This window comes from Bacillus sp. FSL P4-0334, assembly GCF_038004825.1.
GTDB lineage: Bacteria > Bacillota > Bacilli > Bacillales > Bacillaceae > Bacillus > Bacillus velezensis.
Genome location: NZ_JBBORX010000001.1, coordinates 2,580,075 through 2,604,415, shown reverse-complemented (window position 1 = coordinate 2,604,415; position 24,341 = coordinate 2,580,075). Strand labels below are relative to the sequence as shown.

Sequence of the window (24,341 nt, the reverse complement as noted above, 5' to 3'; positions counted from 1 at the left end):
CTGTCCTCACTTGTTCTCCGCTTTTAGCCCTTTTAAATATTCATACAGCGCATCCGTTTCAGCGTCCGAGAGCTTCGGATAAGTGCCTGTCATTTTATTGCCCGGTTTAATGCTGTCCGGATTTTTCAGCCAGGCTTTTATATTCTCTTTATTCGCATCCTTAATGCCGGCCACTTTGACCCGTTCACCGAAGGTAGCGAGGTTCGGAGCCGTTCTTGCCGCTTCAGCCCGTTTATCATTGGGCTCAACCGCATGACAGCTCAGGCAGTTTTTTTCCTTAAACAGCTCTTCTCCTTGCGCGGCTAAACCGGAATCTGTTGTATGCTTATAATTTTTCATCGCTTTCGTCCATTGTTTAAATTCTTTTGACGGCAGCGGTTTCACTTTGAAATCCATCAGCGCATGTGAAGGTCCGCACAGCTCTGCGCATTTCCCGAAGAAATATTCTCCCGCTTCTTTGCTGCGTTTAGAATCGAAGGTCAGAAAGAAAGTATTGTCATTATCCGTATTCGTATCGATTTTTCCCCCGGCTGACGGAATCCAGAAAGAGTGTTTCACATCTGAGGACTTCAGCTTGAAATAGACGCGTTCATCTGTGGGAACGATCAGCTCCTGACTTGTCACAAACCCGTAATCAGGATACTCGAATTCCCACCAGTATAAATTCGCCCTTACATTAATCACGAGCGCATCCTCTGCTTTACGGTTTTTCTTATCCATCGGCGACGTATCCGCCAGCGCCAATGTATCGATGACAACCGGAATGACAAGAATAATCAGAAGCAGGATCGGAATAACGGTCCAGGTGATTTCTAAAAAACGGTTCCCCTCCACCTGTTTCGGTATCGTGTCTTCCCCTATACGCGACCGTCTGAATCTCACAATGACGTAAAAGAAAATAACTGCTACGACCGCAACGACGACAACCATGATAAGTGTGCTGAGCACCGTCAGATCATATTGTTTATCAGCCACTTCGCCGGCAGGCTTGAGTGTGGACAGAAACGGTTTTCCACAGCCGCTCAATAAAAGCGGCACTAAGGCTAATAATGATAAAAGACGCCAACGCTTTAACATTTCACCCAACCCCTTTTTTGAATCAGTACGAGATGCACAAGCAGTAAATCTGCTTCCAGCTGAAATACTTCTTTTCCTCATTTCTTAAAATATGAGATTTTTTACTTAAAATTCCATCTATGTATAAAAGCAAAGCCGCCTGATTAAACAAAAGGTCAAGGCGGCGTTTACTAGTTGTCATTGTTTGTTTTGGTGATCAAACAAGCTCATTATTCAATTAAAACAGCGTAAAGACCACCATCGCTACAAAATAAATGGTCATGTAATTAAGCGAATAGACAAACATAAGAGTTGCCCACTTCATGATGTTTTTCATGCGGAATCCCATCAGTCCGAGAACAAGCCATCCGACATTCAGCAAAGTGCCGAGAATGACGATCGGAAGACCGAGACTGCCGAGGAAAAACGGAAGCGGCAGCAGGCATGCGACCCAGACGATAATCTGTCTTTTCGTCACTTCAAAGCCGTGCACTACCGGAAGCATCGGAATATTCGCTGCTCTGTAATCTTCCGTCTTCTTAATCGCAAGCGCTAAAAAGTGCGGAATCTGCCAGATGAATAAAATCATGAATAAAACCCACGCGACAACACCGATGTGCCCTTCAACCGCTGTCCAGCCGATTAACGGCGGCACGGCGCCTGATACACTTCCGACAACCGTATTAATCGTATAACGGCGTTTCGTCCACATTGTATAAAGAACAACGTACGTAAACACGCCGATAAAACCGATGACTGCTGCCATCACGGTGGTCATCAAAAGCATGATAAGTCCTAAAGCAATGAGTAAAATTCCTGACCACAGCGCTTGATTCGGCTGAATCTTTCCGGTTACCGTCGGTCTTACTTTCGTGCGTTCCATTAAATGATCAATATCACGGTCGTAATAGTTGTTAACCGCACAAGAACCGGCGATGATCAAAGAAGATCCTATTAATGTAAGAAGCACGGTGTTTAAATTGCCTAAAAAACTCAGACCGGATATATGTAACGCAAGCCACATGCCGGTAAAAGTCGTAATTAAATTCGAATTGACGATTCCTATTTTGATAAGCGAAAGGAAATCCTTCCATGCCGTCGTCTCTTCAATCTGTCCGTCTATAGCTGTATCGTTTAAAATTCTGGAATTAGCCATAACGTAAACCTCCCTTACAAACCTAAAGCAGGTTTTTTAAGACCTGCAACTCTATCATACAAGATAATGACCTGTAAAAAAACATCCTCTTAAATATTAAACGAGAAACAGGAATTTATTTGTGAACTTTTTATGAATTTTACCAAATCCGCCGGTTTCATAATAAAGCGGTTACTTTATTTCTATCAGACCCATCTGGAATAATCAACCCCATTATCTAAGAAGTCCTGATTCTATTATATTTTTGTGAACAAACAGAATTGAGAATTGCCACAAAACACATATTCGCTTACACTTGGTACGTATATCATTTTGTCCAGTTTGTTAAGAAGGTGAATGTAAAATGAATAAAGCTTTGAAAGCGCTCGGCGTGCTGACGACATTCGTTATGCTCGTCGTGCTGATCGGCGGCGCTCTTGTCACAAAGACAGGATCGGGTCTCGGATGCGGAAGGCAGTGGCCGCTTTGCCACGGCCGGTTTTTCCCGGAGCTTAACGCCGCTTCTATCATTGAATGGAGCCACAGACTCGCAAGCGGTGTCTCAATCGTTCTCGTGCTGAGTCTCGCTTTTTGGGCATGGAGAAAAGTCACGCCTGTTTTCCGTGAAACAACCTTTCTCGCCATTATGTCCATTATCTTTTTATTTTTACAGGCGCTTCTCGGCGCATTAGCGGTTGTTTTCGGATCAAATGCGCTCGTTATGGCGCTTCATTTCGGCATATCGCTGATTTCTTTCGCTTCTGTTCTGATTTTGACGCTGCTCATATTCGAAGCTGATAAATCAGACAAAAAGCTCGTCAAGCCGCTCAGAATCGGCAGGAAAATGCAGTTTCATATGATCGGCCTTTCGATTTACACGTATATCGTCGTTTATACGGGAGCTTATGTGCGCCATACGAAATCAAGCCTTGCCTGCCCTGACGTTCCGCTTTGCAGCAGGCTGAATCACGGGCTTCCGTCCCATTTTCAGGAATGGGTGCAGATGGGCCACAGAACGGCAGCGCTGCTTCTGTTCGTATGGATTCTTGTCGCTTTTGCACATGCGGTGCGCTCCTACAAAGACCAAAAACAGATTCTTGGGGGCTGGATAGCGGCTCTTGCCTTTGTTGTATTACAGGCGCTCTCCGGAATCATGGTTGTTTATTCAGAAATGGCCACCGGCTTTGCACTTGCCCATTCGCTCTTTATTGCCGGCCTGTTCGGCGTCTTATGCTATTTCTTATTATTAATCGCCCGATTCCGCTATGAATCAAAACAGCGGTACATCTGAGGCACATGAAAAGGCCGAAGCATTAGAGCTTCGGCCTTTTTACATCTAAAAAACCTGATCGCACACGGGGGCGGATCAGGTTTTTTTAGGTTCATTTTTTACGCTTTTTCAATTTCGATCAGTAAATCGCCTGTCTGAATCGGTTCACCGTTTTTCACATGAATCTGCTGTATCGTCCCGGAGAACGGCGCCTGTACCGTCGTCTCCATTTTCATCGCTTCATTAATCATCAGATGATCGCCTTTATTCACCTTTGCCCCGGTTTCCGTTAACAATTTAATGACGGTTCCCGGCATGGATGCCGCAATGTGGCTTGGGTTTGTCCGATCTGCTTTTAATTTTTCCTGTACGGATGATTTAATGCTTTCATCTTTAATGACCACCTCGCGCGGCTGGCCGTTCAATTCGAAATAAACGACACGTGTCGCATCTGGCTGCGGTTCACCGATAGATACAAGCTTCACGATCAGCGTTTTTCCGCGCTCGATTTCCACTTCGATTTCTTCACCGAGTGTCATGCCGTAGAAGAAAGTCGGTGTGTCTAATACGGAAATATCACCGAAGCGTTCCGCCGTTTTAACATATTCAGTAAACACCTTCGGATAAAGAGCATACGCGATTGCGTCCTGATCACTCAATTCCATATGATGTGTTTCTTTCCATTCTTCTTTAATGCCTTCAAAAGATACCGGTTCAAGCAGCTCACCCGGTCTTACCGTGATCGGCGTCTGCCCTTTCAGAACGAGCTTTTGCAGTTTTTCCGGAAATCCGCCGTGCGGCTGGCCGATCTGCCCTTTAAAGAGCTCAACGACTGAATCCGGAAAATCAAGCGTTTCGCCTTTATCATAAACATCTTGTTCTGTTAAATTGTTTTGCACCATGTAAAGCGCCATATCTCCGACGACTTTGGAAGAAGGTGTTACTTTCACGACGTCGCCGAACATGCGGTTGACGACGCTGTACATGTCTTTCACCTCATTCCAGCGATCACCGAGGCCGACTCCTTTTGCCTGCTGCTGCAGATTGCTGTACTGGCCGCCCGGCATTTCATGATTATAAATCTCAGTATGCGGAGACTTCATCCCGCTTTCAAATTCACTGTAATACTGACGGACGGATTCCCAGTATTGCGACAGTCTTTCCACCTGCCGGACATCCATTTCAGGACGGCGGCTGTTTCCTTCAAGGGCATGATAAAATCCGCTTGCGCTCGGCTGTGAAGTCAGACCCGCCATTGAGCTGACGGCGACATCCACGATGTCCACACCCGCTTCAACAGCTTTGGCATAGAGAAAGACGCCATTGCCGCTCGTATCATGCGTGTGAAGATGAACGGGAATATCAATCGTTTCCTTCAGCGCTGAGACAAGTTCGTATGCGGCTTGAGGTTTCAAAAGACCAGCCATGTCTTTAATGCCGAGAATGTGCGCACCAGACGCCTCAAGCTCTTTCGCCATAGAAAGATAATATTGCAAATCATATTTCGTCCGGGTCTTATCAAGAATATCTCCCGTGTAACAAATCGCAGCCTCCGCCACTTTTCCGGTTTCACGGACGGCATCGATGGCCAGCGTCATCCCTTTTACCCAGTTCAGGCTGTCAAAGATCCGGAATACGTCAATACCTGACTCCGCTGACTGCCGGACAAATTTTTGGATGACATTGTCCGGATAGTTTGTATAACCGACGGCATTTGATGAACGAAGCAGCATCTGGAACAATGTGTTCGGCACTTCCTTGCGAAGATCTTCAAGGCGCTTCCAAGGGTCTTCTTTTAAGAAACGGTACGCTACATCAAATGTCGCGCCTCCCCACATTTCAAGGCTGAACAGTTCAGGCCACAGGGCAGCCGTAGGATTCGCGATTTTTTTCAAATCATTGGATCTGATCCGGGTTGCAAGCAGGGACTGATGGGCATCCCTGAACGTTGTATCGGTCAGGAGCACGGATTTTTGCTCTTTCACCCAGTCTGCAAGCCCCTCAGCGCCTCTTTCATCAAGGATCTGTTTCGTACCGCTTGCCGGCTTTTCCCCGATACCTAACGTAACGGTCTGAGGCTTATCAAATGCAGGTTTTTCTTTTTTCCCGATTCCCGGAAAACCGTTCACCGTGACATTGCCGATATAGGAAAGCATTTTTGTTCCGCGGTCCTTCTGTTTTGGGAAAACAAACAGCTCAGGCGTTGTGTCGATAAACGATGTGTCATATTGGCCCGTCAGGAATTTTTCATGCTTTGCCACGTTTTCAAGAAACGGAATATTGGTCTTAATGCCCCTGATCCTGAATTCCTGCAGGTTGCGGACCATTTTCGCTGATGCCTGTTCAAACGTCAGCGCCCATGTCGACAGCTTGACGAGCAGTGAATCATAATAAGGCGTGATGACGGCGCCCTGGAAGCTGTTTCCCGTATCAAGGCGGACGCCGAAGCCGCCGCCTGAGCGGTAAGCCATAATTTTACCCGTGTCAGGCATAAAGTCATTCAGCGGATCTTCAGTGGTCACACGTGATTGTATCGCATACCCGTTTGTAAAAATGTCTTTCTGCTCAGGGATATTGACGGCACGGCTGTGCAGTCCGTGGCCCTGCGCGACGAGGATTTGCGTCTGAACGATATCAACCCCCGTTATCATTTCCGTAATCGTATGCTCCACTTGTACGCGCGGGTTCACTTCAATAAAGTAAAATTCACCGCCCGCTACGAGAAATTCCACGGTCCCCGCGTTGATATAGCCGACATTTTTCGCAAGCGCCACAGCCGCTTCACAGATTTCGTCCCTTAATTCAGGCTGCAAAGATACACTCGGCGCCACCTCAATGACCTTTTGATGGCGTCTCTGAACGGAACAGTCCCGCTCATACAGATGGACGACATTGCCTTCTTTATCTCCGATCACCTGAACTTCAATATGCTTAGGATTTTCGATCAGTTTTTCAACATACACTTCATCGTTTCCGAATGCGGCTTTCGCTTCTGATTTGGCCCGCTCAAACGATTCTTTCAATTCGCTTTCGCTTCGGACGATTCTCATTCCGCGGCCTCCGCCTCCGAGCGATGCTTTAATAATAAACGGAAATCCGTGGACTTTTGCGAATTGTTCGACATCTTTTAATGTTTCAGCCGGTCCGTCACTCCCCGGAATAACGGGGATGCCGGCTTTTTCTGCCCGCTCCCTCGCCTTTACCTTATCTCCGAACATATCCAAATGCGCTGACGTCGGTCCGATAAATACGATGCCCTCTTCTTCACAGCGTCTCGCAAATCGGATATTTTCAGAGAGAAATCCGTAGCCCGGATGAATGGCATCTACGCCGTTTCTTTTTGCGATCTCAATAATCCCTTCAATATCAAGATACGCGTCAATCGGTTTTTTGCCTTCTCCCACTAGATAAGCTTCATCCGCTTTATAGCGATGATAGGAGCCCGAATCTTCTTTTGAATAAACGGCTACCGTTCTGATGTTCAATTCTGTGCACGCCCGGAAAATCCGGATCGCAATTTCTCCCCTGTTTGCTACTAACACTTTTTGGATGGATTGTTGTGACAAACTTTTCTCCCCCTTGGCCTAATAAATATGTAGTTTATAATAAAGGAATATCCTCCCTGTGTATACACTTGTTTTTTAGAGATACACAGATTTTTCCGTCTGCCGTCTTTTTACCCCCTTAGACGGAACGGGCTCCCTCTTTTTCTTCTTTTCTGAGTACTTGACATGCATGCTGACATTCACCAATATACCGGCGCTCGTTAATAACAAAAACATTGATGAGCCCCCGTAGCTGATAAACGGCAGCGGAACACCTGTGATCGGAATTAAACCGCTGACACCGCCGAGATTGATAAAGGTCTGTATCGCAATCATGCTGGATATCCCGATTGCCAAAAGGCTCCCGAACGGATCTTCACATTTTCTCGCAATATAAAAACCTTTTAACACGACAAAAGCCAGCAGCACAATGACAAACAGGACGCCGAAAATGCCGAGCTCCTCTGAAATAACCGCCATAATAAAGTCTGTATGCGATTCAGGCAGATAACCGTATTTTTGAATGCCTTCTCCAAGACCGAGACCGAAAAAACCGCCTGAGCCGATCGCATAATACGAATTTATAATCTGCAGGCCTGATGTGCTGGCGTATTTAAATGGATTTTCAAGGCTTTCAAACCGGCTCATACGCCCGGGTGTCAAAATATCGTCCCATTTCAGATAGATGATCGGGCTGACAAGGAGCAATACGATTCCCGCCATGAGCACCAGCCTGAGCAGGGTCCTTCCGCTGAATCCCGAACACATAATGACGCAAAACGCGATCAGGCCGATAATCATCGCCGTTCCGAAGTCAGGCTGAATGGCAATAAGCGCACAAATGACTACGGTGACGATCACCGGCGGCGCAACCCCCGTCAAAAGCTGATCAATATAGCTTTGTTTCTTTGCGTATACCGCGGCAAGGTACAGTATCAGGGTCAGCTTGACAAATTCCCCCGGCTGAATGGCCATTCCGCCAATTTTAAACCAGCTTTGCGCGTTTCCGGCAACATGTCCGAAAACAAACAGCGCGCAAAGCGCAGCCACTGACGCAAGCAGTATGAATTTCTGAATCTTTTGATGGGCGAACACTTTGTACGGAAAAACGGCCGCGATGATAAACAGCACAAACCCCGCGATGACGGCGAACAGCTGCCGTTTAAAGAAATAGTCGCTGCTCACGCCGTAACGCATAACGGCGGTAATCATGCTTGAGCTGTATACCATTACCAATCCGAAACTGCACAGCAGAATGATAGCGCATATCAATGAATAATCGTAAGATTTTAACATTCTTTTAAACATAACATCCTCTTTCCTGCTTAAAGCTTACGTTTAATACCTATTGCGTATTATATTTTACTATAATTCATAAACATTTTACGCAGTTTCTTTATAGTTTTTCGGATGAAATGCAGATTAAGAGACCGTCTTACGAAAAGAAGATGCAAAAAAAACGGTTTACGGTTATAAAAAAACCCAAACCGTTGAATAGTTTGAGTTTGATCATTTATTTTCCTGTAAACGCGTCATGCAAAGCAGACAGTTCTCTTTCAAGTCTGTCCAGCAGCTCTTTGCCGTCGTTTTCGTCAACTAATCCCAGGCGGACAGCAAAATCGATTTCCCTCGACAGTCCGAACATCTGAGTATCCAAGACCTCTTCATACAGAGGACATTGAGGCATCGTTAAGTTATCCATTTGTACTCGGATCAGCTTCAAAATCTTCTCAGCATCTAACTTCAACAGCTCGAATGCTTTCTGCTGATGGTCAACTATAATCTCTGAAGCCAAAAGTATCCCTCCGTTCCCCAGGCGAGTACCTAATTCTTCTATTTATCATAAAGGGTATCAGATGAAATTGCAAGAGGATTTAAGCAGATGTTATGATAAAAAATGTTTCAAAAAATACTCAGCCTGTATTTCTCAGACATGATTTCCAAAAGCTTCACACCCGCGATGCTGTTGCCTTTTTCATCAAGCGCCGGGCCGAATATACCGATTCCGAAGTTGTACGGCGAAATGCCCATGATCCCTCCCGAAACGCCGCTTTTAGCGGGAATGCCGACCTTAATCGCGAATTCCCCGCTCGCATTGTACATGCCGCATGTCACCATAAACGTCTTGCAGATTCTCGCCACATCTTTTTTAATGACCTGCTCCCCGGTTTCCGGATGCTTGCCGTCAAGGGCGAATACGCAGCCGATTTTGGCTAAATCCAGACTGCTCATCTTAATCGCGCACTGTTTTGTATACAAATCCATGACCTCTTCAACATCGCCTTTAAAAATGTCATACTGCTTCATGTAATAACACATGGCCCGATTAATCATGGATGAACTGAATTCCGATTCCGCGACATGTCTGCAATATGTAATGTCCTGATTATTCGCAAGTCTTCTGATGAATCCGAGCAGGTAATCCAGGCGGTCTTTCGGCGAATGCCCTTTAATGAAACCCGTAACGATGAGAGCTCCCGCATTAATCATCGGATTTAAAGGCTTGCCCGGATTCACTGTTTCAAGCTTAATCATGGAATTAAACGGGTCGCCGGTCGGCTCCTGACCCACGCAGCTGAACACCTTTTCCTTTCCGTAATCCATCAGTACGAGCGCCAGAGAAAGCACTTTCGAAATGCTCTGCAGCGTAAATGTCCGGTCGGCGTCTCCTGCCGTCAGACATGTATTTTCCGCATGATAAATCGTGACCGAAAGGCTGTCTTGTTCAGATTCAGCCAGAGCCGGAATATAGTCTGCCACTTTGCCTTCTTCGGTCCTTTTTTTCGCTTCCTGAACTAATGCGTCCAGCTCTTGGTAATGCCGGCATACCATGTCGATCATCCTCACTTCGCTGCCGTTGTATACATCTAATTTGCGACGCAAAGTGACAATTCATGCGAAAACTTTTATACTTTAAGTAAAGGGGGGCTTCACCATGAGCGTTATTCAGGTAAAAGGCAATGTTATATATCCGATTACAATTGATCCGAGTGTCTGGATTTTCGATGACCGCAAGTTTCCGTTTGAAAAAAATCAGCCCGTTCATCCGGACGGCTCTGCAGAAACCCAGGAGCATACGCTTGATCCGGAACGAGTGATCAGAGAAGGGCGCATTTCGCCGCCGACTTTAAAAAGCGAAAAACGTTATGAAAAAGAAAGACTGATGAACGGCAGCTTCGCCATGAAGCTCGGCGCTGTTTTAGCAAATGCCGAGCCGAAAGAAAGCGCTGTCCTGTGCGCATTTATTTCAAAATCAGAAAGAACCGAAGTGCCGCTAGAAAAGGCGATGGACGCAATCGCGCATTTCAGCGATGCGGGGAAACCCCTTCAAGACGGCGGCCCGGTCCATTTTTACGTGGACGGCGACTTTGAAAAACCGATAACGGGCGTCACAGAAATCGAAGTTTTATAACAAATCGGCGGCAAGCTGTGCAAGGCCGGATCTCTCACCTTTCACAAGCTTCACGCTGCCGGAGACGGTTTGTTCTTTAAACCGTTCTACAACATAAGCAAGTCCGTTGTTTAAACTGTCTAAGTATGGGTGATCTATTTGCTCCGGATCGCCCATCAGGACAATTTTGCTGCCCTCTCCCACCCGAGTCAAAAGCGTTTTGACCTCGTGCCTCGTCAAATTCTGAGCCTCATCAATAATAATAAACTGATCCGGAATGCTTCTCCCCCGAATGTATGTCAGCGCCTCCACCTGAATCGATCCGATTCCTGCCAAAATCGCTTCAAGTTCACCCGGCTTTTTCGCATTGAATAAAAATTCAAGATTATCAAAGATCGGCTGCATCCACGGCTTGAGCTTTTCCTCTTTTTCGCCAGGCAAATATCCGATATCCTTTCCCACCGGGACGATGGGACGCGCGACGATCAGTTTTTTATAAATACCGAGATCCTCCGTCTGCAGAAGCCCTGCCGCGAGAGCAAGCAAGGTTTTTCCCGTTCCCGCTTTTCCGATCAGGGTGACAAGCGGGATATCTTCCCTCAGCAGGAGTTCAAGCGCCATTGTCTGCTGGACGTTCTTCGGCCTGATACCCCATACGTGCTCATCATCGAAAACGAGTCTTTTTACGGTCTCGCCTTTCTTATCTGTCATGCCGACCGCAGACGAAGATCCTCCTAATTCATCTTTCATCAGCACAAATTGATTCGGATAAACCTGATGCTGCTGAAGCTCCTTGACTGAAATTTGTTTGTCTTTATAAAACGAGGCAAACCGCTCTTTATTCATAAATATATCTTTGTACCCGCTATATATTTCATCATGGTCAACGACTCTGTCGTTTAAAAAGTCCTCCGCCAAAAGCCCGATGGCATCCGCCTTTACCCTGACAAGCACATCTTTGCTGACCAGGATGACGAGGCGGCCGTTTTCTTTCGTTTCCTCCTCAAGGCTTAAATTTTTTGCCACCGCCAAAATGCGGTTATCATTCGTTTTTTCGATAAAAATTTCTTGGAGCTGGTGAAACGACCGGTGGTTCAGTTCAATTCTGAGCGTTCCTCCGCTTTCAAGCGGAACTTTCTCGTGCAGCCTTCCTTTCTCCCTGAGCCCGTCTATCAGCTTAGATACGTGCCTCGCATTTCTCCCGACCTCGTCCATATACCGCTTTTTTGAATCGACCTCTTCCAGCACGACGGCGGGGATGACAACTTCGTTTTCTTCAAAGGAAAAAATGGCGTTAGGATCCTGCAAAAGTACATTCGTATCTAACACATAAATTTTACTCAAGTCTCAGCCTCCTGAAATAAGGATCAAAGCCCATCGTGTGCTTCTCTTTCCGCGAATAACGGGGATGCCTGCTAAAATATATGATTTGGTGCATAAAGATAGAAGGTTAATTCAACAATAAAATAAATGAAAGCATTCAAGGAGGAAATCTGACGTGCGAATTCTTTTCATTATCATACAAGCCTTGTTTATCCTTACCGGCTGCACTGCTGTACAGGACGGCCGCGGCCGCAATATTCAGAACGAATCAGCCGATCAGCGCGATGCAAAACCGATCCATGTGAAAAATACGGCTCCTGAGACAGCTGAAAATCCCGGCCGGACAGACATCGCTAAGCATCTCGTCGAGGTAACCGAAAAAATCCCCGGCATTTCAGATGCCACTGCGGTTGTACTCGGAAGATACTCCGTTGTCGGTATCGATGTGGATGACAATTTAGAAAGAAGCAAAGTGGAGAGCATTAAATACACGGTTGCCCAGGCGTTAAAAAACGATCCTTACGGCGCCAATGCCGTTGTCGTGGCTGATCCTGATACGGTTTCCCGTCTGAGAGGCATGGGCAGCGACATTAAGGCCGGCCGCCCCGTTTCAGGCATTTTGGACGAACTTGCCGCCATCGTCGGCCGTGTCATGCCGGAAGTCCCGAATGATGTGACCGACAATGAAAAAGAATCACCGACTCAATCGAATGATGATCAGCTGAATCAAAGAGACCAGAACAAGCTGCAGAACGAACAGAACGATCAATCGGATCATCATATGAAAAACCGCCGGTAAAAAGCAGCGCCCGCTCCAAAGGAAGGGCGCTGCTTTCTTTCCCTTTGGCAGGAGGGGCATCCATGTTATAATGCTTGTCATAGTGAAAGAGGTGAAAATCAATGAGAGTAAAATGTTCCATTTGCGACAAAATCGAACAAATTGATGATGAAACACTGACAGCCAAACGCCTCCGCAATCGTCCGATTCATACATATATGTGCCGGGAATGCCATGACCGAATCAAAGTCAAAACGGAGGCGCGGCTGAATACCGGACACTTTTCCTTTCATCCCGGACAAAAAGCGAAAAAAGATAAACTGAAAAAATAAACCGAATAAAAAATGACCCGCCGGAAGGCAAGGTCATTTTTTTATTGCGGTTTAGCTGACTGGCTCTTTTTGGACTGGTGCAGACGGATTTTGTAAACGATCAAAATCAAGGCGGCGACAACAAGCCCTTCTCCGACCGGCAGAAACACACCGAAAAAAGTCAGCACGGTGCAGCCGAGCACGAGAAAGAGATAAACTGCCGCAGCCTTCAACACCGGCAGCCGTTTGGCAAAACCGAGTTTAAATACAATCACCGAAAGCACGACGATCGTTCCGTATAACAGCCACATTCCCGTCAGCGGATGCTCATCCACTTGGTAAAGAGCCGCAAAGAACGACAGCCGTTCACTTACTTCATTCAAAAGGATCCCCCTCCCCTTTTCCGTTCGGGTTCTACCTTTTCAAATTCTGCAAGTGATTAAGACATTCCTGCTGTTTTTTTCTTTTTCGCCGCTTTTTCACGTTCGTTTTTATTCAGGATTTTCTTTCTTAAACGGATGGATTCCGGCGTTACTTCACAGTATTCATCTTCGTTTAAGTACTCGAGTGATTCTTCAAGCGACATAATGCGCGCTTTCTTAATCGTAGTCGTTTGATCCTTCGTAGCGGAACGGACGTTTGTCTGCTGTTTCATTTTGCTGACATTGACGACAAGGTCATTGTCACGGTTATGTTCGCCGACAATCATGCCTTCATATACTTCTGTTCCGGGCTCAACGAAGATGACGCCGCGGTCTTCAATACCTTGAATTCCGTAAGATGTCGCTTTTCCGTTTTCCATGGAAACGAGCACACCCTGACGTCGGCCTCCGACTTGGCCTTTTTGCATCGGCTGATAGCTGTCAAACGTGTGGTTCAGGATACCGAAACCGCGTGTCAGTGACAGAAACTCAGTAGAATAGCCGATGAGTCCGCGTGAAGGTACGGTAAAGATCAGGCGGACCTGGCCGTTTCCGTTATTAATCATATCAAGCATTTCGCCTTTTCTCGCACCCATTGATTCCATAACAGAACCGGTATGCTCTTCAGGCACGTCAATCTGCACGCGCTCAACAGGCTCGCAGCTTACGCCGTCGATTTCCTTAATGATAACTTCAGGTTTAGACACTTGAAGCTCATAGCCTTCACGGCGCATGTTTTCAATTAAAATGGACAGGTGAAGCTCACCGCGTCCTGAAACAACCCATGCGTCAGGTGATGCAGTCGGTTCGACACGAAGACTGACGTCTGTTTGAAGCTGCGCGTTCAGACGCTCTTCAATTTTGCGGGCTGTGACATATTTGCCTTCACGGCCTGCAAACGGGCTGTTGTTTACGACAAATGTCATTTGGAGCGTAGGCTCATCAATGCGCAGAACCGGCAGCGGCTCATGGTGGTCAGCCGGACAAACCGTTTCACCGACGTTGATGTCTTCCATGCCCGAAACGGCAACGAGGTCTCCCGCTCTCGCTTCTTCAATTTCCACGCGTTTCAATCCTTGGAAACCGAAGATTTTCGTTACGCGGAATGATTTTACCGTTCCGTCAAGTTTCATCAATGAAACCTGCTGACCCACTTTCATCGTGCCGCGGAAAACGCGTCCGATACCGATACGGCCGACATAATCATTGTAATCAAGCAGCGCCACTTGGAATTGAAGAGGCTCTTCGGCGTTATCTACCGGGGCAGGGACATGTTCAAGAATCGTTTCATACAGTGATTCCATATTTTCGTCCTGCTTTTTCGGATCCAGACTTGCCGTTCCGTTAATCGCAGAAGCGTAGACGACAGGGAACTCAAGCTGTTGTTCGTTTGCGTCAAGCTCGATGAACAAATCAAGCACTTCATCAATGACTTCTTCCGGGCGGGCGAAATCACGGTCGATTTTGTTTACGACGACAACCGGATTTAAGTTCTGCTCAAGGGCTTTTTTCAGTACGAAACGGGTTTGCGGCATGCAGCCTTCATATGCGTCAACGACTAACAGAACGCCGTCAACCATTTTCATAATCCGTTCTACCTCTCCGCCGAAGTCGGCGTGTCCCGGAGTGTCCAAAATATTAATGCGTGTATCTTTATAGTTAATCGCAGTATTTTTCGCAAGAATTGTAATACCGCGTTCACGTTCAAGATCGTTTGAATCCATTGCGCGTTCGGCAATATTTTCGTTGGCACGGAATGTTCCGGCTTGGTGAAGCAATTGGTCTACCAAAGTCGTTTTCCCATGGTCAACGTGGGCAATAATCGCGATGTTGCGAAGATCGTTTCGAAGTTTCACATTTTCATCTCCTAAAAAAATTAGATAACTTTCATATTATACCACACATCCTCTTTAAAAGCGTTACGTTTTTCTGTAAACTGAAAGTATGACGTTAAAGGGGATGGAAATATGAAAAAATTGAATTGGCTCTTATTATTATTTGCATTCGCAGCAGTCTTCAGCATGATGCTGATCGGCGTATCAATCGCTGAGAAAAGCGCATGGGGCATCATCGGAAGCATTGTTCTTGTTATCGCCATGATGGGAAGCGGTTTCACCGTAAAGAAAAAAATGCGCGAACAGGGACTGCTTGATTAAAAGCATGACCCTTTGCAAAATTCCGTAAACATGGAAAGACAATATCTTATGAAGCCTGAATCAAAGATTCAGGCTTTTTTATATCCTCAAAACAGGCTCCAGATGTAAGGCTTATCTCCCCCGCCGCCTAGTCAGGAAGCCGGAAATGACAGCTCCCATTCTAGTTACATCAGCAGATTCCCTCAGAATATGCAGTCTGAAATAGTCCGGCATCGTTATGCAGAAAATACCATACCTCCTATTTCAATTCCATCATTGTCTTTTTATACTTGTGGCTGTAAGCAAATACACATGACAAGGAGAGAACGAAATGAAAACATCTTTTTTGAAGAAAACCGCTGTAACTGCCGCCGCAACCGCCTCAGCCGCCTTGCTTGCATTCAGTCCGCTTGATTCTGCCGGCGCAAAAACGATTCAGGCAAATGAACCGCATGCCCTGGAGGCTTCCGCAGAGAAAACACCGGAAGACGCGGCAAAGCTTTTAGACATCATCAGCCAATCGATTTACGAAAAAGACGGTGTCTATTATTTTGACGGTAAAAAAGCGGTTGAATTGGGATTAGATAAAGAAACCGCACAGACCATTCAAAAGCTGTGGGACAGCTCAACGGAATTTTTAACCGTCCTTTCCCAATGTATCGAGAAAACGGACGGCGAATATACATTTAATAAAGAAAAAGCGGTGGAGCTCGGCTTTACGGAAAAAGAGGCCCTTATCGTTGATCAGCTGTTCACCGCTTTTTCCCAAAGTCTTCATATCCTTCAATCTGCGCTGATTGAAGAAGACGGTGTGTATACGTTTGATCAGGACCTTGCTGAAAAAGCAGGAGCAGGAAAAAAAGAAGCAAAGCTATGTGCCGGATTCTTTAATTCACTGCCCCAGGAATTGCTTGAAGGCATTTATACAGCCTTTCATCCGGCTGAGTAAACGGATTAAAACGCCCGGTCATTCAGCCGGGCGTTTTTTTAAATCAGCAGTTTAAGGATCAGCATGATAAAGAAAACAGCACCGAACAAACAGGCTGCTTTTATCAGCAGCTTCCCGTAATACCGTTCCTTAAACCGCCTTTCTTCTTCTGCATAACAGGCTGGCGCCTTCATCTCAGGGCTGCCGAGGTCAAGCGGCTCCTTCATCATATGATATAAACTCCCGCACTTACCGCATGATTCAAGATGACGGGAAATAAATCGCTCCGTTTCTGTTTCACAATCGCCTTCAATATATAAAGAGAGTAAATCTCTCACTAAACAGCAAGTCATATCTGTCCGTCCTTCCTTTTTTCCCCCAAGTGCTGTTTCAGCTGCATTCTCGCCCTGTACAGGGTGCTCTTCACCTTCGAAAGACTCCAGTCCAAAACATCAGCAATCTCTTCGTAAGACAGCTCTTGAAATATCTGTCGAAATGCTGAATAAAATGACTGAAAATCTCTGACATCTGAAACAATCCTTTTCGTTTATTAAGGCCTCACCTGTTTAGACAAACGGCTATAAAAAAAGTTTTACAGATTGGAACATTTTTCCCCTATCATTTTTCCCGACTTCATTTGTCATTTTTTTCAGAATAAATCGTATCATTCGACTCATGTCTGATTCAACACGTGCCTCTCGGCTTATCCCCCGATGCTGGCCGCCGGAAGCCTTTCCGGGACGATTCTATCAATTCATCAGCGGAGTCTAGTTTTATATTGCAGAATGAGAGAATGCTGGTTTATTATAACAATATAAGTTTTCATTATTTTCAAAAAGGGGGATTTATTGTGGGTTTAGGTAAGAAATTGTCTGTTGCTGTCGCCGCTTCCTTTATGAGTTTAACTATCAGTCTTCCGGGTGTTCAGGCCGCTGAGAATCCTCAGCTTAAAGAAAACCTGACGAACTTTGTGCCGAAGCATTCTTTGGTGCAGTCTGAGTTGCCTTCAGTCAGTGACAAAGCAATCAAGCAATACTTGAAACAAAACGGCAAAGTCTTCAAAGGCAACCCTTCTGAGAGACTGAAGCTGATTGACCACACGACCGATGATCTCGGCTACAAGCACTTCCGTTATGTGCCTGTCGTTAACGGTGTGCCTGTGAAAGACTCGCAAGTCATTATTCACGTCGATAAATCCAACAATGTCTATGCGATTAACGGTGAATTAAACAACGATGCTTCTGCCAAAACGGCTAACAGCAAAAAATTATCTGCAAATCAGGCGCTGGATCATGCTTTTAAAGCAATCGGCAAATCACCTGAAGCCGTCTCTAACGGCAACGTTGCAAACAAAAACAAAGCCGAGCTGAAAGCAGCGGCCACAAAAGACGGTAAATACCGACTCGCCTATGATGTAACCATCCGCTACATCGAACCAGAACCAGCTAACTGGGAAGTAACCGTTGATGCGGAGACAGGGAAAGTCCTGAAAAAGCAAAACAAAGTGGAGCATGCCGCTGCAACCGGAACAGGTACGACTCTTAAAGGAAAAACGGTCTCATTAAATATTTCTTCTGAAAGCGGCAAATATGTAATGCGTGATCTTTCTAAACCTACCGGAACGCAAATTATTACGTACGATCTGCAAAACCGACAGTATAACCTGCCGGGCACGCTCGTATCAAGCACTACCAACCAGTTCACAACTTCTTCTCAGCGCGCTGCTGTTGATGCGCATTACAATCTCGGCAAAGTGTATGATTATTTCTATCAGACGTTTAAACGCAACAGTTACGACAATAAAGGCGGCAAAATCGTATCTTCCGTTCATTACGGCAGCAAATACAATAACGCGGCCTGGATCGGCGACCAAATGATTTACGGTGACGGTGACGGCTCATTCTTCTCGCCTCTTTCCGGTTCAATGGACGTAACGGCCCATGAAATGACACACGGTGTTACACAGGAAACAGCCAACCTGAACTATGAAAATCAGCCGGGCGCTTTAAATGAATCCTTCTCTGATGTATTCGGATACTTCAACGATACTGAGGACTGGGATATCGGTGAAGATATTACGGTCAGCCAGCCGGCTCTCCGCAGTTTATCCACTCCGACAAAATACGGACAGCCCGACCATTACAAAAATTATCAAAACCTTCCGAACACTGATGCCGGCGACTACGGCGGCGTGCATACAAACAGCGGAATTCCGAACAAAGCCGCTTACAACACGATTACAAAAATCGGCGTGAAAAAAGCGGAGCAGATTTACTATCGCGCACTAACGGTATATCTCACTCCGTCATCAAACTTTAAAGATGCAAAAGCAGCTTTGATTCAATCAGCGCGGGACCTTTACGGCTCTCAAGACGCTGCAAGCGTAGAAGCGGCCTGGAATGCGGTCGGCTTGTAAACAAGAAAAGAGACCGGAGAAATCCGGTCTCTTTTTTATATCTGAAACATTTCACAATGGCTTCACCATGATCATATATGTCTTTTCCCGATCGTCTTTTTCAAGCTTAAGCTGTTCAAAGCCGCATTGGCTTAAAAACAAAACCCATTCCTGCCTGTCCAGGGGAACGGCTGAAAACATCGCTTTATGCTCCCCTCTCAGCCGGCCCGCAATCTTTTCAATGACCGCGCGTCCGATTCCTTTCTCTTTTGCCTCCGGAGCGACGGCCACGGTTCCGAGCCACGGTTTTCCGTTTGAAGGCGCCCATTCCAAATGAAAACTGACGGCGGCAGGAGCGCCGTCAATCTCCCATACGAGCCACGTTCCATTGTACATGGAGTATGCAAGCATAAACTCCGCCGCATTTTTTGTTCCGAACTCTTCGTTTTTCCACACCGGGTGTGCAGCCGCCAGCTGCTCCAGAAACCCGAGATCTTCTTCTTCAAAATCTCTACCTGTCAGCATGTAAATAGTCGTCAAAGATAATTTTATGTATTGCCGGATTGCCCGCAAGCACGCTGTGGTTGTCTAAAAACGTAAACGGTTCGCCGTCTGTGGTCGTGTAAATGCCCCCGACTTCGTTCAGCAGCACGCAGCCGGCAGCGTAATCCCACGGCGCGAGCCTCATCGTAATGTATGCGTCAATGCGGCCGGCCGCAACACTGGCCAGCTCAAGTGCCGCCGAACCGTAGGAACGCGTTCCTCTGACCCGTTTTACGAGCGGCGCCAAAATACTCGGGTCAATCCTTCTGTTTTCCGTCACCCATGTGGCATTGATTGCAATAATGGCTTCTTCAATGGAAGCTTCTTTTAAAGGAGCAAGCGGCGTGTCGTTCAGATAAGCCCCTTTTCCGCTGAATGCGTGATACAGTTCGTCCTGCATCACATCATAAATTAAGCCGATTTTGCCTTTTCCGTCTTCAAAGATGCCGATGGAGATCGCGAAATGCCGCTTTTGATGGACAAAATTCATCGTTCCGTCAATCGGATCAATGATCCAGACGATTCCGTCAAGGGAGCGGAGCTTATCTCCCTGCCCTTCTTCTCCGAGAATCCGGTGTCCGGGAAAAGTTCCCTGTATACGGTCAATGAAAAAGCGCTCCGTCTCTTTATCAATATTTGTGACTAAATCATTCGGATTTGATTTTGTTTCAATCGTCAAGCTTTCCTGCATGGATTGTCTGATTCTCGTTCCGGCTTCTTTTACCCATTGTTTTGCGATATCATCAATTTCCGTCCAATTTGTCATACCGTGTACCTCTTTTCTATGTATAGCTTATTCTATAGCATACTGATAAAGGCGATGAAAAAGCAAGGAAAATGAAAAAAATGCCTTCTCACGTAAAAACGAACCATTTCCTGCGGTTCGTTTTTACTATTCTTTATCCGTTAAGCCGAATCCATTCTTTTCTGAGACGTTCCAGTTTTCTTTTGCTGAGATCGATTTGATCTGCATTCTCTTTTTGCATGGCCTCATACAGGGTTGCCAATTCATAATCAACCTCTAGTCTCCAGACAGCTACACGGTTATTTTTTTCCTCCCTGAATCCTTCCTTCACCACTTGCCTCATTGTCTTTCGCCCCTTCCAGAGATCATTTGTTAAAAAAGCATCCCATTTTTCCAATTTATTAATGATACTTCTTATATCGTATGGAAACTTATATTCGGCTGTAACAACATTCTTAAAATTGTGTGTTTACCTATTCGTTTTTTACCACCAATCCTCTCGGCTCAAACGTTCTCAATGTTTTTGCGGCCGGCGGCGGCTGTGGTAAAATATGAATACTTACGATAAGGAGGAAAAAGATGACTCAGATGCGTTTTACAAAAGAAGACTTCGATACATTTACAATAGAAGGTTTAGATCCGCGCATGGAGGTGTTAAAAGAACAAGTCCGCCCGAAGCTGACCTTGTTAGGAGAGCATTTCGCACCGACATTGTCAGCATTGACAGGCGATGAAATGTTCCCGCATGTCGCCAAGCACGCGAGAAGATCTGTCAACCCGCCGGCTGACAGCTGGGTTGCCTTTGCCAACAGCAAACGCGGGTATAAGAAACTCCCTCACTTTCAGATCGGTTTATGGGACACCCATATGTTTGTATGGTTTGCCATCATTTATGAATCTCCGATAAAAGAGGAATACGGCAGATTGCTGGAAGCGAAGCAGGAGGACATCACAAAACAGATTCCCGGTCATTTTGTATGGTCGCCGGATCATACGAAGCCAGGGGCGTACAAGCAGTCCGACATGGATCAGGAGCAGCTGAAAACATTATTTGAACGCCTGCAGACAGTGAAAAAAGCAGAGCTTTTGTGCGGCATTCAGCTGCAAAAAGAAGACGTGATCAACATGAACAACAATGAATTCCTGCAAACCATTGAAGATGCTTTTAGGAAGCTTTCCTTTTTATACACACTGACTCAGAAAGTCTCATAACATAAAAAGCGGGCCGATTGCCGGCTCGCTTTGTCTACATTTTGATAATCGCTTGATCTGATTGTTTCGCCTGTTTCACAGTCCGATACGGGGAATAGGTGCTGTCAGCTTCAAATTGGCTGCAGATTTTCTTTTCTTCCGCTTTCCCGGGAACGATTTCTTTAAAGCGGCGGTACGCATTCAGAAGTCTGTCTCGGTCAGCTCCTTTTTCATAGGCGTTTTCCACCTGCTGAAAAAAAGCAATGACATCCACGGCCTCCTCTGTCGTCCAGTCCTCATTCATCGGATATTGATATTCCAAATGTCTTCACTCCTTTATAATCATGCTCAAAATAAGCATCTTCCATAGATCATAAATTGTTCTTTACTTTCTTTCAAGTTCATAATATAATTCATTTGTTTTACGTTTAAAAAACGGGTAATAAAACTGAATGTAATACAAACTAATCCGTAGGTATTATGATAAAGGTGGGAAAACAATTGCCGCAACATGAAACACCCCTGTACAGCGGACTGAAAAAGCACGCGGACAGACAGCCTGTCCAATTCCACATTCCGGGCCATAAAAAAGGCGCGGGAATGGATCCGGAATTCAGACAATTTATCGGAGAAAACGCGTTAAGCATAGATTTAATTAATATCGAACCTCTGGATGATTTACATGCGCCAAAGGGCATCATTAAAGAAGCCCAGGATCTGGCCGCGGAAGCATTCGGCGCAGACCATACCTTCTTTTCCGTACAAGGGACGAGCGGCGCCATTATGACGATGGTCATGGCCGTATGCGGACCCGGAGATAAAATCATCATCCCGAGAAACGTTCATAAATCCATTATGTCGGCCATTGTATTTTCCGGAGCGGTGCCGATTTTTATTCACCCGGAAATTGACGATGAGCTCGGAATTTCTCACGGCATTACGCTTGAGTCCGCCGAGCGGGCTTTGACGGAGCACCCTGACGCAAAAGGCCTGCTTGTCATAAATCCGACGTACTTCGGTGTGGCAGCTGACTTGAGCAGCATTGTAAAGCTCGCGCATTCTTTCGATGTGCCTGTGCTTGTCGATGAAGCGCACGGCGTGCATATTCATTTTCATGATAAGCTTCCTCTGTCCGCCATGCAGGCGGGCGCTGATATGGCAGCCACAAGCGTGCACAAATTGGGAGGCTCCCTGACGCAGAGCTCCATTTTAAATGTGAGAGAAGGTCTTGTTTCCAAAGAAAGAGTACAGTCGATTTTAAGCATGCTGACGACAACGTCAACATCCTATCTGCTTCTCGCTTCACTGGATGTCGCAAGAAAACGCCTCGCTACAGAAGGCCGCGACCTTCTTGAAGATACGATTCTGCTGGCGGATCAGACACGGAAACGCCTCAATCAAATTGAAGGCATCCGCTGTGTCGGCGAAGAAATCACAGGGTCTAAAGCTGCATTCAGTTATGATCCGACTAAATTAATCATTTCGGTCAAAAACCTCGGCCTGACGGGTCATGACGTTGAAAAATGGCTCCGCGAATCATATAATATCGAAGTCGAGCTGTCCGATTTGTATAATATTTTATGTATTTTCACCCCCGGCGACAGAGCGGGAGATGCCGACCGTCTTGTAAGCGCGCTTACAGACATTTCAAAGCAGGCTTCCGACAATGACTATGCTCATCAGCAAACCGAAGTTCTGCTTCCTGAAATTCCTCTGTTAGCGATGACGCCAAGAGACGCGTTTTACGCAAATACGGAAGTCATTCCGTTAAAAGAATCCGCGGGACGGATCATCGCAGAGTTTGTCATGGTGTACCCGCCGGGAATTCCGATCTTTATTCCGGGCGAGATCATTACTGAAGAAAATATCAGCTACATTTTTAAAAACTTGGACGCCGGCCTTCCTGTGCAGGGTCCCGAAGATGCAACGCTTGAAATGATCAGAGTCATCAAAGAGCAAAAAGCCATCCAATAAACATAAAGAAGCCCGAAACGAAATCGTTTCGGGCCTTTTTACGCTTTTTACTCTTCTTCAAGATGACACTGGCATTGTCCGCAGCATGTTCCGTATAACGTCGTGACCTTCTCATCCTCAAAGTAATGAATCGCTTCGTTACAGTCTTGGCAAACAATTGTACCCATCTGTCATTCCCCATTTCTCAGAATTTGAAAACGCTTAATTTTCACTTGTTGTTATTATATTATTATGTCACATTTAATATGTCAACTGATAAATTGTATAACACATTTATTTTTTACGGTCTTTTTATAGCTCGAGGATCAATCACAGTATATCCTTTATGACGCAATCCTTTTACAATGTCCGGCATGGCTTCCGCCGTCCATTTCCGGTCATGCATCAATATGTTGGCCCCGTCCCGCAGATAAGGACTGCTCAGTGTGATATCGGTAAGCGCTTTTTTGGATTGATATTTCTGATCCCAATCATACCCGAAGGTCCAGTTCATTTTCACCATACCTTCTTTTTTTATAAGTCTGTCACTGTAGTCCGTATTGCTTCCGAAAGGCGCCCTGAAAAATGCGGGTTTCTCTCCTATTACCTTTTCAACCGCTTTATTGACGCCAATGATTTCTTCACGTTGTTTTTGTTCGGAAAGATCTTTTAAGTTTTGATGAGTCATTGTATGATTACCGATCATAAAACCTAACTCATGAATATGCTTAAGCGCTTTCTTATTTTCATCTTTTTTCAAAAAATGTCCGTTTACAAAAAAGATCGCTGACGCATTGAGATCGTGCAGTTTGTCCGCAATCTCAGCGGCATGCTGATCAGGCGCGTCATCGATCGTTACCAATGCGATCGGTTTTTTCTCTTTCTGTTCATCCATTTTTTCCACAGAAAAGCTATTCGGATTGATATAGTAACGGGGCTCCGCCTTCTGTTTTTTCTGTTTTTCCTCTTTTGTATGGTGGTTTTCCCGTTTGGCATGATTGGCCGCGGCTTGAGAATGGGGTTTGTTTGTTTGCATCTTTTCATTTGATTGGCAGCCGGCGAGTAAGCACATACATATGACAGCTGCAGCGGCTTTATACATGACAATCCCTCCTGATATGGTTTTGCTCCCAGTATAACGAAAAAACAGCGCTCTCACGAAAAACAATGTGCCTTTTTTACACATCGGCTGCGCAAGTTGTCACACGTATTATTTCTTC

25 protein-coding genes and 1 pseudogene are annotated in these 24,341 nt (G+C 45.8%); 9 read left to right on the top strand and 17 right to left on the bottom strand.

Going from position 1 to position 24,341, the window contains the following annotated elements:
* Window positions 1-6: 6 nt before the first annotated feature.
* Both coxB and cyoE read right to left on the bottom strand, forming a co-directional pair.
* On the bottom strand, window positions 7-1,077 hold the full coding sequence (gene coxB, locus NSQ37_RS13365; protein WP_003154484.1) for a cytochrome c oxidase subunit II: 1,071 nt from the start codon (window positions 1,075-1,077) through the stop codon (window positions 7-9).
* A 217-nt stretch (window positions 1,078-1,294) separates the two neighbouring features.
* Entirely contained in the window at window positions 1,295-2,212 is a 918-nt protein-coding gene (gene cyoE, locus NSQ37_RS13360; RefSeq protein WP_003154486.1) for a heme o synthase, read from the bottom strand.
* Between the two features lie 343 nt (window positions 2,213-2,555).
* Between cyoE and ctaA the strand changes: the two genes are divergently transcribed.
* The gene (gene ctaA, locus NSQ37_RS13355; RefSeq protein WP_007409684.1) at window positions 2,556-3,482 is read left to right on the top strand and encodes a heme A synthase CtaA; all 927 of its coding nucleotides are present in this window, start codon (window positions 2,556-2,558) and stop codon (window positions 3,480-3,482) included.
* Window positions 3,483-3,580: 98 nt separating this feature from the next.
* Here ctaA and pyc read toward each other — a convergent pair whose 3' ends face one another.
* From pyc to glsA, 4 genes are all read right to left on the bottom strand, one after another.
* Entirely contained in the window at window positions 3,581-7,027 is a 3,447-nt protein-coding gene (gene pyc / locus NSQ37_RS13350; protein WP_108724987.1) for a pyruvate carboxylase, read from the bottom strand.
* A gap of 75 nt (window positions 7,028-7,102) precedes the next feature.
* On the bottom strand, window positions 7,103-8,314 hold the full coding sequence (locus NSQ37_RS13345; RefSeq protein WP_053104324.1) for an FtsW/RodA/SpoVE family cell cycle protein: 1,212 nt from the start codon (window positions 8,312-8,314) through the stop codon (window positions 7,103-7,105).
* A 205-nt stretch (window positions 8,315-8,519) separates the two neighbouring features.
* Window positions 8,520-8,801, bottom strand: a complete 282-nt coding sequence (locus NSQ37_RS13340) for a YlaN family protein (RefSeq protein WP_003154494.1) — start codon at window positions 8,799-8,801, stop codon at window positions 8,520-8,522.
* 107 nt (window positions 8,802-8,908) lie between these two features.
* On the bottom strand, window positions 8,909-9,838 hold the full coding sequence (glsA, locus tag NSQ37_RS13335) for a glutaminase A (protein WP_015239797.1): 930 nt from the start codon (window positions 9,836-9,838) through the stop codon (window positions 8,909-8,911).
* Window positions 9,839-9,941: 103 nt separating this feature from the next.
* Here glsA and NSQ37_RS13330 point away from each other — a divergent pair, with 103 nt between their 5' ends.
* Complete coding sequence (locus NSQ37_RS13330; protein ID WP_144664975.1) at window positions 9,942-10,418, top strand: peptidyl-prolyl cis-trans isomerase; 477 nt, start codon at window positions 9,942-9,944, stop codon at window positions 10,416-10,418.
* Here the strand turns inward: NSQ37_RS13330 and NSQ37_RS13325 are convergent.
* Window positions 10,413-11,741, bottom strand: coding sequence for a PhoH family protein (locus NSQ37_RS13325; RefSeq protein ID WP_015417407.1), 1,329 nt, complete (start codon window positions 11,739-11,741; stop codon window positions 10,413-10,415). The two genes, NSQ37_RS13330 and NSQ37_RS13325, sit on opposite strands and share 6 nt — an antisense overlap.
* Before the next feature lie 154 nt (window positions 11,742-11,895).
* Here NSQ37_RS13325 and NSQ37_RS13320 point away from each other — a divergent pair, with 154 nt between their 5' ends.
* Both NSQ37_RS13320 and NSQ37_RS13315 read left to right on the top strand, forming a co-directional pair.
* Window positions 11,896-12,519 carry a YhcN/YlaJ family sporulation lipoprotein gene (locus tag NSQ37_RS13320; protein WP_012117484.1) on the top strand — a complete coding sequence of 208 codons (624 nt, stop codon included), beginning with the start codon at window positions 11,896-11,898 and terminating at the stop codon, window positions 12,517-12,519.
* A 101-nt stretch (window positions 12,520-12,620) separates the two neighbouring features.
* The gene (locus NSQ37_RS13315; RefSeq protein ID WP_007409677.1) at window positions 12,621-12,830 is read left to right on the top strand and encodes a YlaI family protein; all 210 of its coding nucleotides are present in this window, start codon (window positions 12,621-12,623) and stop codon (window positions 12,828-12,830) included.
* 41 nt (window positions 12,831-12,871) lie between these two features.
* Here NSQ37_RS13315 and NSQ37_RS13310 read toward each other — a convergent pair whose 3' ends face one another.
* Together NSQ37_RS13310 and typA are read right to left on the bottom strand one after the other, a co-directional pair.
* Window positions 12,872-13,192, bottom strand: a complete 321-nt coding sequence (locus NSQ37_RS13310) for a YlaH-like family protein (protein ID WP_007611192.1) — start codon at window positions 13,190-13,192, stop codon at window positions 12,872-12,874.
* 56 nt (window positions 13,193-13,248) lie between these two features.
* Window positions 13,249-15,087 (bottom strand): translational GTPase TypA, encoded by a 1,839-nt coding sequence (gene typA / locus NSQ37_RS13305; protein ID WP_007409675.1) that lies wholly within the window; start codon window positions 15,085-15,087, stop codon window positions 13,249-13,251.
* Window positions 15,088-15,198: 111 nt separating this feature from the next.
* Here typA and NSQ37_RS13300 point away from each other — a divergent pair, with 111 nt between their 5' ends.
* Complete coding sequence (locus NSQ37_RS13300; RefSeq protein ID WP_003154504.1) at window positions 15,199-15,387, top strand: YlaF family protein; 189 nt, start codon at window positions 15,199-15,201, stop codon at window positions 15,385-15,387.
* 310 nt (window positions 15,388-15,697) lie between these two features.
* On the top strand, window positions 15,698-16,315 hold the full coding sequence (locus tag NSQ37_RS13295; protein ID WP_253613002.1) for a hypothetical protein: 618 nt from the start codon (window positions 15,698-15,700) through the stop codon (window positions 16,313-16,315).
* Between the two features lie 38 nt (window positions 16,316-16,353).
* On the opposite strand, the gene NSQ37_RS13290 is transcribed toward NSQ37_RS13295, so the two are convergent.
* Both NSQ37_RS13290 and NSQ37_RS13285 read right to left on the bottom strand, forming a co-directional pair.
* Window positions 16,354-16,647 carry an anti-sigma factor family protein gene (locus tag NSQ37_RS13290; RefSeq protein WP_144463967.1) on the bottom strand — a complete coding sequence of 98 codons (294 nt, stop codon included), beginning with the start codon at window positions 16,645-16,647 and terminating at the stop codon, window positions 16,354-16,356.
* Window positions 16,644-16,778, bottom strand: a pseudogene (locus NSQ37_RS13285) (RNA polymerase sigma factor); the annotation flags it as partial. The pseudogene NSQ37_RS13285 and the gene NSQ37_RS13290, both read right to left, overlap by 4 nt.
* A 366-nt stretch (window positions 16,779-17,144) precedes the next feature.
* Between NSQ37_RS13285 and NSQ37_RS13280 the strand changes: the two are divergent.
* A complete protein-coding gene (locus NSQ37_RS13280) occupies window positions 17,145-18,710 on the top strand; it encodes a M4 family metallopeptidase (RefSeq protein WP_007409672.1) in 1,566 nt (521 codons plus the stop codon).
* Between the two features lie 51 nt (window positions 18,711-18,761).
* On the opposite strand, the gene NSQ37_RS13275 is transcribed toward NSQ37_RS13280, so the two are convergent.
* The 3 genes from NSQ37_RS13275 to NSQ37_RS13265 form a co-directional block, all read right to left on the bottom strand.
* On the bottom strand, window positions 18,762-19,214 hold the full coding sequence (locus NSQ37_RS13275) for a GNAT family N-acetyltransferase (RefSeq protein WP_007409671.1): 453 nt from the start codon (window positions 19,212-19,214) through the stop codon (window positions 18,762-18,764).
* Window positions 19,201-19,998 carry an inositol-1-monophosphatase gene (gene suhB / locus NSQ37_RS13270; RefSeq protein WP_007409670.1) on the bottom strand — a complete coding sequence of 266 codons (798 nt, stop codon included), beginning with the start codon at window positions 19,996-19,998 and terminating at the stop codon, window positions 19,201-19,203. The genes NSQ37_RS13275 and suhB overlap by 14 nt, the downstream gene beginning before the upstream one ends.
* Before the next feature lie 133 nt (window positions 19,999-20,131).
* Window positions 20,132-20,320, bottom strand: coding sequence for a hypothetical protein (locus NSQ37_RS13265; protein ID WP_007409669.1), 189 nt, complete (start codon window positions 20,318-20,320; stop codon window positions 20,132-20,134).
* A 236-nt stretch (window positions 20,321-20,556) separates the two neighbouring features.
* Here NSQ37_RS13265 and NSQ37_RS13260 point away from each other — a divergent pair, with 236 nt between their 5' ends.
* Window positions 20,557-21,189, top strand: a complete 633-nt coding sequence (locus NSQ37_RS13260; protein WP_007409668.1) for a DUF1054 domain-containing protein — start codon at window positions 20,557-20,559, stop codon at window positions 21,187-21,189.
* 34 nt (window positions 21,190-21,223) lie between these two features.
* On the opposite strand, the gene NSQ37_RS13255 is transcribed toward NSQ37_RS13260, so the two are convergent.
* On the bottom strand, window positions 21,224-21,490 hold the full coding sequence (locus NSQ37_RS13255) for a UPF0223 family protein (RefSeq protein ID WP_007409667.1): 267 nt from the start codon (window positions 21,488-21,490) through the stop codon (window positions 21,224-21,226).
* 179 nt (window positions 21,491-21,669) lie between these two features.
* Between NSQ37_RS13255 and NSQ37_RS13250 the strand changes: the two genes are divergently transcribed.
* Complete coding sequence (locus NSQ37_RS13250) at window positions 21,670-23,142, top strand: aminotransferase class I/II-fold pyridoxal phosphate-dependent enzyme (RefSeq protein WP_076424075.1); 1,473 nt, start codon at window positions 21,670-21,672, stop codon at window positions 23,140-23,142.
* A gap of 47 nt (window positions 23,143-23,189) precedes the next feature.
* On the opposite strand, the gene NSQ37_RS13245 is transcribed toward NSQ37_RS13250, so the two are convergent.
* Window positions 23,190-23,309, bottom strand: a complete 120-nt coding sequence (locus tag NSQ37_RS13245; protein ID WP_003154518.1) for a GapA-binding peptide SR1P — start codon at window positions 23,307-23,309, stop codon at window positions 23,190-23,192.
* Between the two features lie 113 nt (window positions 23,310-23,422).
* Window positions 23,423-24,223, bottom strand: coding sequence for a polysaccharide deacetylase family protein (locus NSQ37_RS13240; protein WP_094032414.1), 801 nt, complete (start codon window positions 24,221-24,223; stop codon window positions 23,423-23,425).
* Window positions 24,224-24,341: the final 118 nt, after the last annotated feature.

Bases quoted from the DNA above. Each gene is read 5' to 3' on its own strand.
- coxB (WP_003154484.1), bottom strand. From the start codon at position 1,077: ATGTTAAAGCGTTGGCGTCTTTTATCATTATTAGCCTTAGTGCCGCTT.
- NSQ37_RS13260 (WP_007409668.1), top strand. From the start codon at position 20,557: ATGACTCAGATGCGTTTTACAAAAGAAGACTTCGATACATTTACAATA.
- NSQ37_RS13265 (WP_007409669.1), bottom strand. From the start codon at position 20,320: ATGAGGCAAGTGGTGAAGGAAGGATTCAGGGAGGAAAAAAATAACCGT.
- NSQ37_RS13245 (WP_003154518.1), bottom strand. From the start codon at position 23,309: ATGGGTACAATTGTTTGCCAAGACTGTAACGAAGCGATTCATTACTTT.
- NSQ37_RS13330 (WP_144664975.1), top strand. From the start codon at position 9,942: ATGAGCGTTATTCAGGTAAAAGGCAATGTTATATATCCGATTACAATT.
- glsA (WP_015239797.1), bottom strand. From the start codon at position 9,838: ATGGTATGCCGGCATTACCAAGAGCTGGACGCATTAGTTCAGGAAGCG.
- NSQ37_RS13315 (WP_007409677.1), top strand. From the start codon at position 12,621: ATGAGAGTAAAATGTTCCATTTGCGACAAAATCGAACAAATTGATGAT.
- NSQ37_RS13295 (WP_253613002.1), top strand. From the start codon at position 15,698: ATGAAAACATCTTTTTTGAAGAAAACCGCTGTAACTGCCGCCGCAACC.
- NSQ37_RS13345 (WP_053104324.1), bottom strand. From the start codon at position 8,314: ATGTTTAAAAGAATGTTAAAATCTTACGATTATTCATTGATATGCGCT.
- NSQ37_RS13300 (WP_003154504.1), top strand. From the start codon at position 15,199: ATGAAAAAATTGAATTGGCTCTTATTATTATTTGCATTCGCAGCAGTC.
- NSQ37_RS13240 (WP_094032414.1), bottom strand. From the start codon at position 24,223: ATGTATAAAGCCGCTGCAGCTGTCATATGTATGTGCTTACTCGCCGGC.
- cyoE (WP_003154486.1), bottom strand. From the start codon at position 2,212: ATGGCTAATTCCAGAATTTTAAACGATACAGCTATAGACGGACAGATT.
- NSQ37_RS13275 (WP_007409671.1), bottom strand. From the start codon at position 19,214: ATGCTGACAGGTAGAGATTTTGAAGAAGAAGATCTCGGGTTTCTGGAG.
- suhB (WP_007409670.1), bottom strand. From the start codon at position 19,998: ATGACAAATTGGACGGAAATTGATGATATCGCAAAACAATGGGTAAAA.
- ctaA (WP_007409684.1), top strand. From the start codon at position 2,556: ATGAATAAAGCTTTGAAAGCGCTCGGCGTGCTGACGACATTCGTTATG.
- NSQ37_RS13290 (WP_144463967.1), bottom strand. From the start codon at position 16,647: ATGACTTGCTGTTTAGTGAGAGATTTACTCTCTTTATATATTGAAGGC.